Source organism: Sphingobacterium sp. MYb382, from assembly GCF_037572665.1.
Taxonomy (GTDB): domain Bacteria; phylum Bacteroidota; class Bacteroidia; order Sphingobacteriales; family Sphingobacteriaceae; genus Sphingobacterium.
In genome coordinates this window covers 14,602-29,919 of record NZ_JBBGZT010000021.1, presented here as the reverse complement: position 1 = coordinate 29,919, position 15,318 = coordinate 14,602, and the positions used below count along the sequence as shown (strand labels likewise).

Here is a 15,318-nt window from a genome sequence, read left to right as displayed (position 1 = left end):
AATTGAATTCATTTCTTTGATGAATATGTTCAGAAGGATTAGCCTTTTGTAACAAATAGTCGCTCACCTCCCCTCTTTTTTAGTAGGTTCAATTGGGGTACTAGGGCTATTTTATTTCCTTAAAATAAATAGTGATTTGATGCGCAAAATAAAATGTTTAAGATTAAAGTTTAATTGATATTTTTAGCGTCATAAAACTAACATTATGGCCTCAGGTATTTTTGCAATTTTTGATGATATAGCCGCTTTGATGGACGATGTTGCGGTGACGAGTAAAATCGCCGGACAGAAGACTGCCGCTATTTTAGGGGACGATTTGGCCGTGAATGCGGAAAAGGCTACCGGCTTTTTATCATCCCGTGAGCTCCCTGTTCTGTGGGCTATTACCAAGGGTTCATTTTTAAATAAATTGATAATAGTTCCTATTGCCATTTTGTTGAATGTTTTCTTTCCTGTGGTCATTAAATATATTCTGCTAGCGGGCGGTTGTTATTTGGCATTTGAAGGCGTAGAAAAGGTGATTGAATATCTTTTCCATCGTGCTAAAACAGGACATGAAGTCATTGAAGAGCGCGAAGAAGATGCTGCTGTGGTTGAAAAGAAGAAAATAAGGTCGGCGGTGACGACCGATTTTATCCTATCGATAGAAATTGTGATTATCGCTTTGGGCACAACCCTAAATCAACCTTTGACGATTCAGATATTGACGGTTGCTATTATTGCACTTGTGGCTACTATTGGCGTTTATGGTATCGTAGCCTTAATCGTACGTATGGATGATACGGGCTATAAATTGATTCGTACGTCCAATAATAAAGGCTTTACAGCCAAGTTTGGACACTTGCTCGTTCGTGCTTTGCCTATCGTTATCAAAGGTCTGGGCGTGGTTGGTACAGTTGCTTTATTGATGGTTTCCGGAGGTATCTTCGTCCATAATATTGATTTCTTCCACCATTTGGCAGAAAAAGTTCCTTCCTTGGTTTTAGAATTAGGTCTTGGTTTAGGGATAGGCTTAGTACTTGTTGCTTTATACACGGGTGTAAAGTCTATTTTCAAAAAAGGATAATCTGTAGGCTGTTGAGCTCTATCAATCGCATTTAGGTATTATTTGCCTATATTTAAGGTTTAAAACAAGGATGGCTATGATAGATTCTGAGAAAGCAAGTAAAAAGGTTCATCAAGGGCGAAATATTAAACGGTTTCGTGAAATGATGGGCATCAAGCAAGAGTTTTTGGCTTATGAGCTTGGTGAAACGTGGACGCAAAAGAAGGTGTCTTTGTTGGAGCAAAAAGAAATCGTAGAAACCAGTATTTTAGAACAGGTATCTAAAATTTTGAAAATCCCTGTTGAGGCTTTTGAGCATTTTAATGAGGAACAAGCGATAAATATTATTGCGAACACATTTCACGATAGTGCCGTCGCAAATACTTTTAGTGATGGTGCTCAGGCCAATTTTCATTGCACATTCAATCCATTGGATAAAATGGTAGAATTATATGAACGTATGCTTCAGCAACAACAAGAAATGATTGATAAACTTGAACGTCTTCTAAAAGACAAATAAGTGAGAAATAATAAAGAGAATAGCCCTGTGTTTGCATAAGCACAGGGCTATTCTCTTTATTAAGTTTCTGTATAACCTGTTGATACTTAAATTACTTACAAAAATGTATGCCTCCTACAATTCTGTCACCAGTCGTTGAAACCTATTTTGCACTATTACATTTGCTGCATGTTAAAAATCAAATAATATCGGTAAATGAAGAGATACGCATACATAGGGTCCTTGGGCTTTTTGGGAATTATTACGACGGAGTTTGGCGTCATTGGCATATTGCCAGAATTGGCTACCTATTACGGGATTAGTTTAGAGAAAGCAGGTGTTTTATTGAGCGCTTTTGCCTTAGTTATCGCCCTTACAGGGCCTGCCATGACCTTGCTTACGGCCAAGTTTGACCGTAAAAAGATTATGTTGCTGTCCCTATTCACTTTTTTAATAACGGGTGTGGTGTCCACGCTGTCGCCTCCATTTTGGTTGTTGCTGCTGGTACGTGTCCTTCCGGCCTTTTTGCAACCCGTATATATTGCTTCCGCATTGACGGTAGCCGTCTCTCGGGGTAATAAATCCAATGAAAATGAGCTGATGAGTATTGTGTTTAGTGGTGTTACGTTGGCCATGGTGACTACGGTTCCTTTCGCTACGTATATCGCAAGTATGTATACCTGGCAATATTCCTTTGCGATCCAAGGGCTCATAAGTTTTATTGCGCTGGCGGCTGTTTATTTTGGTCTTCCGAGCCTGCCCGTTACTGAGCGAAAATCCTTTGGCAGTCAGCTCGGTATTTTAAAGAAGCCTATTTTTGTGGTGAGTATACTGATGAACTTTTTCATGATTTCGGCTTGGTTTTCGGTGTATAGCTATTTTGCAGCTTACTTAAGCGATGCTAAAGGCATGAATCAGCAAATGGTGAGTTATATGATGTTTGTTTTCGGTTTGGTCGGTGTTTTTTCGACCATTTTGTCCGGAAAGATGCTGAACAAGCATATTCCGCGGACGAGTTTTCTGTTTCTTTTAGGTACTATCCTCGTGCCTATACTATTGGGTATTTCGGGCGGAAATAATGCCGTTACGATTTTCGTAATTGCCGTTTGGGGATTCTTGTATGCACCAAGTTTTTTAAATGCCTCGACTTATATGATATCGGCGGTGCCGCATGCTATGGAGTTTGCCAATAGTCTAGCGACATCCTTTGGAAATTTAGGCGTTAGTGTCGGTACCACCGTTGGCGGTATGGTGATTGCGCATTATGGCATTGCTTATACGCCTTGGTTGACTTTAGCTTTTGGTTTACTTGCCCTCGTGATGATGGCCTTGCGCCATCTGTTGGAAAAGAAAAAGGTGGCTGTGGCTCCTGTTGCTTGTTCGTTTGAGTAGCTGTTATTGCTGAAACGGCCGATTTTCATACCCGAAAATCGGCCGTTTTGCCGTATAGGAGATTCCGCTGTCGCGAGATAATTCGTACATTCGGGACATGCAAAAGGTACTTTTTATCGGTTTAGTATGGCCCGAGCCGCAATCATCCGCCGCAGGCTGGCGTATAATTCAATTGGTTAAAGCCTTTCAGGAAAACGGTTTTGAGGTAACCTTTGCTAGTGCTGCTGGCAAGTCTGATTATAGCTATCCGTTGACTAATTTAGCGGTTGTAGAGGTGCCTATCGCCTTAAATGATGCTCGTTTTGATGCTTTTGTCAAAGACTTGAATCCTGCTATTGTTGTTTTCGACCGTTTTATGATTGAAGAGCAATACGGTTGGCGCGTACGCGAAAATTGTCCGGATGCCTTAACGTTATTGGACACCGAAGATTTACACTTCTTACGCTTGGCACGTCAAGAAGCTTCCAAAAAAGGAACTCCAATTCAGTACTTTTCAGATACTGCGAAGCGGGAAATAGCATCTATCCTACGTTGTGATTTATCGTTGATGATATCGCAAGCAGAATGTGATTTGCTGATAAACACGTTCCATATTCATCCTTCTTTACTCTATTATTTGCCGTTTATGGAGGCACCTTTGGACGCGGATATTTTGGCAAATAAGCGCAGCTATGCGGAGCGCAAAGATTTTATGTTTATCGGTAATTTTTTGCATGAGCCCAACTGGCGTACGGTTCAAGTTTTAAAAACAGAAATTTGGCCGCTGTTGCGGAAGCAAGTTCCAGACGCTGCGCTGCATGTCTATGGTGCCTATGCCAGCGAAAAGGTACTGCAACTGCATAAGCCGACGGAGCGTTTTTACATTTGTGGACGTGCCGATGATGCACGCCAAACGATGGAGCAATATCGGGTTTTGCTAGCCCCTATTCCATTTGGAGCGGGCATAAAAGGTAAGTTTGTTGATGCCATGTATAGCGGAACGCCCAACGTTTCCTCTGTTGTGGGAGCCGAAGATATGTATGATGGAGCCGTTTGGAATGGACTTATTGCAGACGATGCCGTTGATTTTTCAGCTCAAGCTAAACGGCTGTATACTGAGGAAAAGCTATGGCACGAAGCGCAAAAGAATGGACTGCTACTCGCAAATCGTGATTATGCTGGACAAGAACATGCCGAACGTTTTCTGGAGGCTGTCGTACAACTTCAAGCGAAGCTTAACACCCATCGACAAGCTAATTTTATAGGACAAATTTTACATACGCAAGCCAATAATAGTTTGAAGTATATGTCTTTATGGATTCAGGAGAAGAATAAAACCACTTCTCCTTAGTAGACTCTTTCTTTATCACGGTTTTAGCCTTTATTTTATTAGCTTTTTTCTAAAAAAAAGTTAAAAATAATGTCGTTCTATTTGAATTACGAAATTTTCGTATATCTTTGATTTAATCATAATAAACAGATGAACCATGAAAAGAAAAATTTGTCTATCCCTTTTAGGCTTTGGTTTTGCGTTGCTGTTGCGTGCGCAAGATTCAGAGACTGCACTAGCCAAGATTCATTACAGTTTTAAGCATATTAACGATACAACCGAGCGGGGTAAGTCTTTGCAGGATGAGGTGGTCACCTATCTCGGAAAAGCGGGAAGTTTCTACACGAGCTATTCAAGTACTCGGATGCAGGAAGATGTAAAACGTCAAACTGAAGCACCTGATTTTAACGGTGAAATTGTTTTTAATCGTACAACTACCGCCATCGGTGAATCTTACTTTTTCAACGTGCCTAAACATGTTTTTAAAGTAATTAGTAGTGTTGGTGGTGACTCTTTTTATGCGGAGGAGGCTTATCCAACATTGGATTGGACAATTTTGGATGATACTAAAACGATTGGTGGCTACACGTGTCAAAAGGCACAGACAACCTATAAAGGGCGTACCTATGAGGCTTGGTTTACCACAGAGCTTCCTTTTTCATATGGTCCGTGGAAATTGCAGGGTTTGCCGGGACTTATACTTGCTGCTCATGACCTAAAGAATGAGGTTATTTTTGACTATGCTGGCTTTGACAAATTGGATACGGATAACTTTTTTGTCGCCGTACCAAGTGGTGGTGTAAAGTCGACTCCTGCGGAGGTTAAAAAATTGAAAGAAGCTTTTGCAGCGAATCCTTCGGCCTATATGAAGACGCGTGCGAACTCACGTATTGTTTCTGGTACTTCGGGTGGAAGTTCGGTTAGTTTCGTGTCTGCATCCTCTGCGTCGTCGAGCTCGACGGCAAGTTCTTCATTAAGCACTGTTTCTTATGCCGTAGGCGGAGGAAGCGTCAATCCGAATCAAATTAAGTCCGTGTCTATCAAAAATTCGGAAAATTATAATCCATCAAAGAATACAAATAATCCTATTGAACTTAATTAATAGATGGACTCTGCTTACTTTTTAAATATAGCGTAAAGTCCTCTTTTGTGCTAATCAGCAATGGTTTGAAAAATAGGTCTTTACATTTTTTTTATAGCGTTCGTAGTTTCTATTATCCCATTTGAAAATTTAAAATAAATATCGATTCATTTTAATTACGAAATTTTCGTATATCTTTGAATTGTTCATACTAAACAGATAAACCATGAAAAGAAAAATTTGTCTATCCCTATTGGGGCTGGGTATTGCGCTGGTTTTACGCGCGCAAGATGCTGAAACTGCATTGGCAAAAGTGCATTATATTTTTAAACATGTTAATGATACGACGGTACGGGATAAGTTTTTGCAAGACGAGGTAATTACCTATATCGGGAAGAGCGGTAGTTACTATACGAGCTATTCGAGCAATCGCATGCAGGAAGAAGTAAAGCGTCAAATGGATGCGCCAGATTTTGATGGAAAACTTGTCTTTAAAACCAAAACGACGGCTATTGCCGAATCTTATCTATTTAATAGCGCAAAACGTACTTTACGCGAAATAAGTAAAGTGGGTAGAGATTTCTATTATGTCGAAAATACCTATCCGGATTTAAATTGGACGATTTTGGACGACACCAAAACGATAGGTGGCTACAGCTGTCAAAAGGCACAAACAACTTATAAGGGACGTACGTATGAGGCTTGGTTCACAACAGAACTTCCTTTCTCCTATGGTCCTTGGAAATTACAAGGTCTTCCTGGGCTTATTTTATCGGCTACAGACTTGACGCATGACGTTACGTTTGAGTATGCAGGTTTTGATAAAGTTGACAGCGAGAACCAGTTTGTCGCGACTCCCGCCGGGGCTTCAAAAACCACAGGAGCTGAAATACTTAAGTTAAAAGAAGCATTTAAAGCCAACCCTACAGCCTTTTTGCAGACTCGCTCTAGCGGCTCTGGTGCTCAGATTATGACGGCTAATGCCGATGGTGGAGCGATTAGTGTCGGTGGTGGTAATGCTCCGGGCGGCACAGTCACTGTACGCGGGTCTTTTAGTGCTGGTGGCAGCGGGAGTGCGGCAAGTATGGATATGAGTAAGATAAAATCGTTTAATATCGGACAAGACGATAATTACAAACCATCCAGAAATACAAACAATCCTATCGAACTTACTCCATAAATGGGATGCGTAGCAGTCTTTTTATACTATTTATGTGTTGTTTTCTGCTGTCTTGGGGACAGCAGAAAACAATCGCTGGTCGTGTGCTAGACCAAGGAAATAAAAAGCCCGTTGCCTTTGCGAGTGTCAACTTGAAATCCCCAGATAACAAATTAATTGCTTTTAAGGCTACTGACCAATACGGTAATTTTACCATACAAACAGACAAGTTGGTTACGGGTTGTTATTTAGAAATTAACCACCTTGGTTTTGATAAATATCAGCATACGCTGGGCGATAAATTGCAAGACTTGACGGTTTCCCTAACGCAGAAAAAAATTGTGTTGGAAGATATTGCCGTGAAGAGTAAACCGCGCGCGCAGCAACGAGGTGATACCTTGACCTATGATGTGGCTAGCTTTGCGCAAGGCGAAGACCGGAATATTGGTGAGGTTATTAAGCGGATGCCGGGTATGGAGGTTAGTGAGTCGGGGCAGATAAAGTACCAAGGAAAGTCGATTTCTAACTTGTATATCGATGGCGATGACTTATTGGATGACCGCTATGCTATTGGTACGCGCACTATTCCGCATAAAATGGTGAAAGACATTCAAGTGCTTAATAACCATGAGCATCTAAAGGTCTTAAAAAATAAACGATATACCGATGAGGTTGCCATCAATTTGGTGATTAAGGAAGATGCAAAGTTGAAGCTTACAGCGGAAGCAAAAATCGGTTTTGGACTGCCTGGTTTGCAGGATAATGAGCTTAACACCATTCTTTTTAATAAACGCTACAAGATGCTTAACGTGTTGAATAGCAATAATACAGGGAAGAGCTTACGCAATGACCTTATTGGCTTCAACCAAGAGAGTATCTTAGCTAAGATGGGTACTACGCCTATTAATAATTTACTTTCACTAGGCACCGTTGGCAATCCGCCTATCGGCGAGCCCTATTATTTAATGAATAATACGGCGGCAATCAATGCGAATAATCTCTTCAACTTGCCCAATAAGTGGCAAGCCAAAGTTAATGTGCAGGCGATGTATGATAAAAGTAGTCGAAACTTTAGTGGTACGACAGATTTTTACCTGCCCAACGATACCATCTCCTACTTTGAAGACCAGTCCAGCCGAGTGCGCGATTTTATGTCCGCGGTGCGGATAAATCTGAATAAGAATGTCGACAAGAAATTTATTAGCAATTCCTTTGCTTTTGTTTATGAAAACCAGCGTGGGCGTGCAGGCCTAAATAGCCACCTCGGCTCGCTTGCCGCTCAACATACGATGCGCATAACAGGAATAGACAATAAATTTGAATATGTGCCGGAGTTAAAGAATGGAAATATCATGCAGTTTTTTTGGAACCTCAATTATGGGGAGAAGCCGCAGACGCTGCGTTTAGAACCGGGTGTGTTTTCTCGTTTACTCAATAAAGGGAAAGATTATCAAGCAACGATGCAGGATGTGCGTGTTCCAAATTTCTTTACCAACTTGGGTACGGGTTACCGTTTTAATAAGGGTATTATTAAGCAGTATTATCAGGTTGGATTTAGCTTAGAAAGCCAAAAACTGAATACGGAAATCTCTTTGGCAGACGGTACGGGTATTGTGATGCCGCAGGTGGATTCTACGGTGAACCATATGGATTGGTTGCGGGCAGTATATAGCGTTTCGGGTGAATATACGTGGAATAGAAAACGCTTAGAAACACAGCTTAGCCTTCCTGTATCCTACCAGGATACACGCTATTCGGATGCTTATTATGCCGTTGATGAGGTGCAAGGACGGGTACGCTTTAATCCAAATTTCCGCTTAAAATACCGTGTGGCACAGGCCGATGAGGTGAGCTTTAGCTATGGCTTTACCAACAATTTTGGAAATATTCAAGACGTCTATCGGGGCATGGTCATTCGTTCTTACCGTTCCATCTCTCAAAATAGTGTAGGCATCAATGAAAGTTCAGCACACAATTTAGGCTTGAACTATCGTTTGGGGCGTCCTTTAAAACTATTTTTTGCTCAGGTGGGTGTAAGCTATTCACAAACATCGCGCAATGCGATGATTTCGCAGCAGATATCTGGAGATATCTCTCAGTCGGTATTGCTACCAATAGATAACAAGATTAACAATTTCCAAGTGAGTGCTGGCGTTGACAAATTTGTTTTCGCCTTGGCGAGCACCGTTAAGTTGAAATCTTCTTGGTCTTACATCGATTACAATCAGGTTTTTAATGGTGATTTATTGCCTTTTCAGAATATTGTTTTCACCCTTCAGCCAGAGGCAGAAGCGAAGCTGTGGAAGGATATCAAGCTATCCTACAATGGGCAGTTTCGTTGGTCTACTGCGAAGCAGAAAGACCAGCCTGATTTGAATAACCGTGTATTTTCTTTAACGCAGCAGGTAGGCCTACCGTTAAACCTTATTAAGTCGGGATTTTTGCGTATCAGTGGGCGTCACTTGTATACGAAGCAGCCTTTTCAAGAGAAAATCAACTACTTTTTCTTAGATGCTTTTGCGCGCTACCGCCATGTTAAGTCGAAGATGGACTTCGAGCTGAGCATGAACAACCTCGCTAACATTAAAACGTTTAGTACCTATAACTTGTCTGCCAATCAGCAGAACTATAATCACTACGAATTACGGGGACGCAATCTGTTGATGCGCGTTGTCTTCAACTTTTAAATATAGATATAACGTTTTCGTAGATTCCCTATCGCTAGGCGGCTTTTAAGCTTTATCTTAGGCTGACCTTACCTTTTAAGTCATAATTATGGATAAAACGATTTTTGAGAGCCGCTATGCGATTGGGCCTAATGAGACAAAAAACCTTGATACCAAAGGTTTGCGTGAGAATTTCTTGATTGAAAAACTATTTACTGCCGATAAGATACACTTTGTACACAGCCACTATGACCGTTATATGGTGGGTGGTGCCATGCCTGTTCAGGAAGAATTGGTATTGGAGAGCATTGAAAGTATTTTGAAGGCTCCTTATTTCTTAGCACGCCGCGAATTGGGTGTGATTAATGTGGGCGGTGCTGGCGAAGTTGTGGTCGACGGAACAGTATACGCTATCGGCAATAAAGAAGCGCTTTATGTCGGTAAAGGGGCTGAATTAGTTGTTTTCAGAAGCTTAGATGCACAGCAGCCGGCTAAATTCTATTTAAATTCTACACCAGCACACCATAGCTACCCAACGAAAAGGGTAACTAAAGGCGATGCTAATAAAATTGAGTTGGGTACCATGGAAACTGCCAACCACCGTGTAATTAATCAGTTATTGATTAATACGGTGGTGGAAACTTGTCAATTGCAAATGGGCATGACGGAGCTACAACCGGGGTCCGTATGGAACACTATGCCAGCACATACGCATGACCGTCGCATGGAAGTTTACTTCTACTTTGAAGTACCCGAAGGACAGGCTGTAGCTCACTTCATGGGGCCTAAGGATGAAACACGCCACTTATGGTTGCACAATGAGCAGGCTGTTATTGCGCCAGAATGGTCTATTCACTCCGGTGCGGGAACGAGCAACTATACCTTTATTTGGGGAATGGCAGGTGAAAACCTAGACTATGATGATATGGATAAATATGCAATCACTGACCTAAAATAAATGGTATGAAAAAGTTTATGACCCTCGCTGTTGCTTTAGGTCTTGCCTTTTCGACAACGGCCTTCGCACAAAAGCAAAGCCATTTGCGTATTCAAAACCCTTCGGCTTTTGGTCGTCAGGAGCTGGTGCGTATTCCTTTTGCTAAGTTTCAGCATCATTTTGGCCTAAAGGCACAGGATACTGTTTTTACACTGCTAGACCAAGCAAAAGGACAGCAGGTAAATTATCAGTTGGAAAAACTGGGTAAAGAAACAGCGCAGTTTGTATTAATAGAAGTACACTTGGCAGCTAAAGGGGCACTAGATGTCGCTTTAAAAGCCGGTGCTCCAGCGGCCATTGCATCCAAGGCCTATGCCCGTTATGTGCCAGAACGTAAGGATGATTTCGCTTGGGAGAATGATAAAGCAGCTTTTCGAGCATACGGTAAAGCGTTGGAAGGTACTTCCGAGGATGCACAAGGTTTCGACTTTTGGGCAAAACGTACCGACGAATTGATTATCAACGATTGGTATAAAACGGGCGATTACCATAAGGACCATGGTAAAGGATTAGATTACTACTCCGTAGGACAAACTTTAGGGGTTGGTGATTTAGCTTTTTATTTTGGTGATAAAGTGCAGTATTCAAAGCACTACCGTCAGTTTGAAGTGCTTGATAATGGACCTTTACGTACCACCTTTAAGCTTATTTTCGAACCCGAGGTTATTGCAGGAAATCGTATTGCTATCGAAAAGACAATATCGCTAGATGCGGGTAGTCAGTTTAATAAAATTGATGTTGTCGTTACCGCAGACCGCGCGACAACTATTCCTGTTGTCGTAGGTATTGCGAAGCGCAAAGAAGAGAGTCCTGTTTTTCAATGGGACACTAAGAAAGGCACTTTTGCTTATTGGGAGCCTGCACACGACGATAATATCACCGGAACGGGGCTTGTGCTGCCGAAAGTTGCAACGAAGCTTGCAGACGCTGAAAAACAGTTCCTTTTTAAATTAAACGTGAAAAATAAAACCGCTTTCCAATACTATGCCGGAGCTGCTTTCAACAAAGCAGGTCGTATACAATCGGCAGCAGCATGGAATCAGCACCTTGCTGAGGAGTATGAGCGTATTGAAAAACCTTTACAAGTTAATTATATAAAATAATGACAGCATTATTTGATTTAAGTGGAAAGACAGCCTTAGTAACAGGTTGTAAACGTGGTATTGGAAAGGCTATTGCGGAGGCATTGGCCGAAGCAGGAGCCGATATTATCGGTGTGTCGGCAACGTTAGAGTTGGAAAATTCTGCCGTAGCAAAATCGGTTGAAGCTTTAGGACGTAAGTTCTCGGCTTACCAATGTGATTTTTCAAAAAGAGAATCGCTTTATGCATTCATCACACAAGTGAAGAAAGATCACCCTGTAATTGATATATTATTTAACAACGCTGGTAATATATTGCGAAAGCCCGCAGCGGAGCATCCTGATGAATACTGGGACGAAATCATCGAGATTAACCAAAGCGCGGCTTTTATTTTGACACGCGAACTTGGTCGTGAAATGTTGAGCCGTGGCTCTGGCAAAGTGGTGTTTACCGCTTCGCTATTAACTTTCCAAGGGGGCATCAATGTACCCGGTTATGCCGCATCTAAAGGTGCTATAGGTTCATTAACGAAGGCTTTTGCTAACGAGTGGGCTAGCCAAGGGGTACATGTCAATGCGATTGCACCAGGCTATATTGCGACGGATAATACAGAGGCTTTACGTGCCGATCCTGAACGCACGGCAGCTATCTTAGGGCGTATACCAGCCGCGCGCTGGGGTGAGCCTGCCGATTTCAAAGGGCCAGCCGTTTTCCTAGCTTCTAAGGCGTCGGATTACGTGCATGGCACTATTTTGACTGTCGATGGTGGTTGGATGGGTAGATAATTTACCTTTTTAAAACGAATAAAGGGGGCTTCAAGCCCCCTTTATTCGTTTTAAAATTCTTATTTCAATTGTTTTAAAATCTCCTTTACGGCTCTTTCGAGTTGTGGATCTTTATCATTGACTTTATCAGCTACCGTATTTTTAACGTAGATATCTGGTGCTACACCACTTTTTTCGAGGTCTTGTCCATCGAGGGTATAACAACCCCAAGCAGGCACACGGTAGGAAGAGCCATCTACCAGTCCTTTTGCGGAGGTAAAGATGATCCAGCGGTATGTTTCAGTACCGATAATCGTTCCTAGTTTTAAGGCTTTAAATCCGGCTGCAGTCATCTCCGCGTCGCTCAGCGACTGCTCATTGATGAGAAGTACAATAGGTTTTGCTGCAGGAGCAAAGTTACTCTGTGGCGATCTTTTACCATCGCGGTATTGCCACTGTAGGTATGGGCGTTGCGATAAGAAACGTAATACTTCATCGTGTACATTACCACCTGTATTGTAGCGTAAGTCTAAGATAATAGCATCTTTATTGTTTTCTTGTTCTGCCATATCCAATAAGAATTGGTTTAGCTGATCGCCACCCATGTTTTTCATGTGTGAATAGGCAATTCTGTTGGAACCTATTTCGTCTACTTTTTTGCGATTACCTTTGATCCATTCGTTATAAAGTTGATCTTTTTGTGCCGCAAAGCTCTGTGGGCGAATAGTAACGCGTACATCTTGTCCTTTACGTTTGAAGACTAAAGGCAATTCTTCTTGCAAAGAAGGTAGTAAGAAGTAAGCATCACGGTCTTGTTTTTTATCGATAGTAATACCGTTTACTGCTTGCAACTCATCCCCTACTTGGATATCAATACCCACTTTGCTTGACGGCCCATTGTTGATGATGCGTGCCACTTTGTATGGATTTTGGCTATCAAATTCCAATCCGATTTCGTTGCTCACCGTTCTAAACTCTTTTCTTTCTTCTAAACCGGCACTGTTAAACCCGAGGTGGGAAGCGTTGAGCTCACCCAACATATCGTTTAAAAGGACACGTAGGTCCGCACGGTTGTTGATGCCCGGAAGGTAGGCTTCGTAGCGTTTTTTGATGCCCGGCCAGTTAACACCATGGAAGGTTCCTTCGTAGAAGTTCTCTTCAATGCCGGCCCATGTTTCGTAAAACATCTGTTTGAACTCTTGCTCTAGGTTGCGTTGGAATTTAGAACCGATTTCGATTTTATCGAGCTTGTTTGCGTCTACATTGTATTTATAGATAGCACCACGGCTCAAAGCATAGATCTTTCCTGCAGCTTCAACAAAAGAAGAAATGCCCCCGTCGGCTACTTTTTCTGTTTTATTGGCCGTGAAAGGCTCAATAACGGTTCTATAGATGGCGCCACGGCCCTCGCTATGGTTTGAGAAGTAGAATACATAGTCTTTATCTCCTTTTTTCAAGAGTTGCGGACTTGACTGTGTTCCAAAAGCAGGGCTTACTTGGCTGATGCGGTCTAATAGTCCTTGTGTATTGATGGTAACAACAGGTTTTGTCTTGTCTACTGGCGTAGCCGTTGCTGCCACTTTCTTCACGGAGTCAGGATTTGCTTTCGGCGTTTCTTTGAATAGCTCATCAAACTTGTTGCTGCGGTATTCTTCGTCGAAGTTGTCTAAAGCCATGCGGAAAATGCTGGAATTAGCCATGCCCATAGGGTAAGAAGGCTTCGTACGGTTGCTCGCGAAGTAGATGTATTTTCCATCTGGCGACCATGTAGGCTGTGTTTCGGAAACACCTGTGTTGGTCAGGTTGATGGTTTTATTGCTACGTAGGTCGTGTACAAATATATCTTGCTCGAAGTTTCTGTAAGCTGTAAACAAAACATAGTTCCCGTCTGGAGAGAAAGAAGGTGTAGAGTTTTGGAAAGCCCAAATTTCATCCTTCACGATGGTTTTGCTGCTTAGGTCTTTAAGGTCTAAAAGGCGTACCTCATCTCTACCGCTTAGGTAAACGGCTTGGCTGCGGTCTTTATTGAAGGCTAAATCTCTGTTGTTGCGTAGGTCAGAGGTATGTTGTTTCGGCTGTCCGGTTCCATCAGCTAGAATCGTGAACCAGTTGGTATATCCATTTGCCGTTTGGTTGTAGAGCAGCGTACGGTTATCTTTTAACCAGTATACCTCCGCAATACGCTCTCCTTGGCTTGGAACTTGTCGGATGAACTTTCCTTCCGCATCGCTCACAAAGATCTCACCACGAGATACAAAAGCTAGTTTTTTGCCATCCGGGGAAAGGTCAAAGTTGGAGATATTGTCTTTTACATCAAACTCTCTTTTTTTGTCTAAAGTTACGTTACGACCTAGGCTTATTTCAGGCTTTATTGCCTTCTTGGACGCTACATCATAAATAAAGATCTGATAGTCTTTCTCGAAGGCTATTTTACCTCCTTGAGCTGCCACAAAAGGACGTTTTATGGATGTAGGGAAATTAGTGAGTTCTGTTTTTTTACCATTGACAAAGGTGTATAAGTTAAACTCATCGTTTCCTTCGTCGGATGCAAAGTAGATATTGCCTTGGCGGTCTACGCTGGCCCAAAAGTCCTTACCTTGATAGTCCGTCAGTTGCTTGAAGTCTTTGCTCTTCGGGTTGTAGGATAAGATATCAGGGTTGAATGCTCCCTTATAGCGCTTTCTATGCGCTTGTGAGTAGGATTCCCAAGAGTCATTAAACAAATATTCCCCTTTAGGCGTTTCGACAACATTATGGATGGTGTTGAAGTAATGTGGGAAGATACGGTCTGCCGTTCCGCCATCAATGTTTACACGGTAGCTGCTAAAGTTATTATAGCGGCTAGAGGTAAAATAAATGGACTTGCTATCCCAGCTCCAGCTATCCACAATATCGCCTGCCTCATGGTAGGTAAGCTGTTGAATATCTCCACCTTCAAGTGGCATAAGGAATACATCCATATTTCCGTTTTGATCGGCCGAGAAGGCTAGCCACTTTCCATCAGGAGATATGCGAGGAGCGATTTCATTGCCCGTCATTGCCGTAAGGCGTAGCGCTAAACCTCCAGCGGTAGGCACACGCCATAAATCACCATCGTAAGAAAATACCAACGTGCTTCCATCGGGACTTAAGGTTGGGTAGGATAAAAAAGCGGGGCTAGATTGCCCAAAGAGGGTGAGACCTGAAAATAATAGGCCTATAACACCAGATAGAGGTTTGATCATAGATATAATAAAGAGCTAGGTTAATTTGGGAGCCCTGTTACCAGTCGGTTCCAAGTTAATAAAATGTTGTTTTAACAAATATATAATTCTTATTGCATAA

General features: G+C 42.1%; 11 protein-coding genes. 10 read left to right on the top strand and 1 reads right to left on the bottom strand.

The features are described 5' to 3' along the window. Positions 1-205 precede the first annotated feature (205 nt). The 10 genes from WH223_RS09000 (at position 206) to WH223_RS08955 (ending at position 12,015) form a co-directional block, all read left to right on the top strand. On the top strand, positions 206-1,066 hold the full coding sequence (locus tag WH223_RS09000; RefSeq protein ID WP_340047254.1) for a DUF808 domain-containing protein: 861 nt from the start codon (positions 206-208) through the stop codon (positions 1,064-1,066). 76 nt (positions 1,067-1,142) lie between these two features. Then, positions 1,143-1,565, top strand: coding sequence for a helix-turn-helix domain-containing protein (locus WH223_RS08995; protein ID WP_340047252.1), 423 nt, complete (start codon positions 1,143-1,145; stop codon positions 1,563-1,565). Positions 1,566-1,760: 195 nt separating this feature from the next. Then, a complete protein-coding gene (locus WH223_RS08990; RefSeq protein WP_340047250.1) occupies positions 1,761-2,936 on the top strand; it encodes an MFS transporter in 1,176 nt (391 codons plus the stop codon). Positions 2,937-3,033: 97 nt separating this feature from the next. Continuing rightward, positions 3,034-4,266, top strand: a complete 1,233-nt coding sequence (locus WH223_RS08985) for a glycosyltransferase (RefSeq protein WP_340047248.1) — start codon at positions 3,034-3,036, stop codon at positions 4,264-4,266. A 136-nt stretch (positions 4,267-4,402) separates the two neighbouring features. Then, complete coding sequence (locus WH223_RS08980; RefSeq protein ID WP_340047247.1) at positions 4,403-5,347, top strand: GLPGLI family protein; 945 nt, start codon at positions 4,403-4,405, stop codon at positions 5,345-5,347. A gap of 205 nt (positions 5,348-5,552) precedes the next feature. After that, the gene (locus WH223_RS08975; RefSeq protein ID WP_340047245.1) at positions 5,553-6,506 is read left to right on the top strand and encodes a GLPGLI family protein; all 954 of its coding nucleotides are present in this window, start codon (positions 5,553-5,555) and stop codon (positions 6,504-6,506) included. 5 nt (positions 6,507-6,511) lie between these two features. Next, positions 6,512-9,172 (top strand): hypothetical protein, encoded by a 2,661-nt coding sequence (locus WH223_RS08970; protein ID WP_340047244.1) that lies wholly within the window; start codon positions 6,512-6,514, stop codon positions 9,170-9,172. 88 nt (positions 9,173-9,260) lie between these two features. After that, a complete protein-coding gene (gene kduI / locus WH223_RS08965; RefSeq protein ID WP_340047243.1) occupies positions 9,261-10,109 on the top strand; it encodes a 5-dehydro-4-deoxy-D-glucuronate isomerase in 849 nt (282 codons plus the stop codon). Positions 10,110-10,114: 5 nt separating this feature from the next. Further along, positions 10,115-11,251, top strand: a complete 1,137-nt coding sequence (locus tag WH223_RS08960; protein ID WP_340047242.1) for a DUF4861 family protein — start codon at positions 10,115-10,117, stop codon at positions 11,249-11,251. Then, positions 11,251-12,015, top strand: coding sequence for an SDR family oxidoreductase (locus WH223_RS08955; RefSeq protein ID WP_340047241.1), 765 nt, complete (start codon positions 11,251-11,253; stop codon positions 12,013-12,015). Before WH223_RS08960 ends, WH223_RS08955 begins: the two co-directional genes overlap by 1 nt. 59 nt (positions 12,016-12,074) lie before the next feature. Here the strand turns inward: WH223_RS08955 and WH223_RS08950 are convergent, their stop codons facing one another. Next, on the bottom strand, positions 12,075-15,218 hold the full coding sequence (locus WH223_RS08950) for a S41 family peptidase (RefSeq protein WP_340047240.1): 3,144 nt from the start codon (positions 15,216-15,218) through the stop codon (positions 12,075-12,077). Positions 15,219-15,318: the final 100 nt, after the last annotated feature.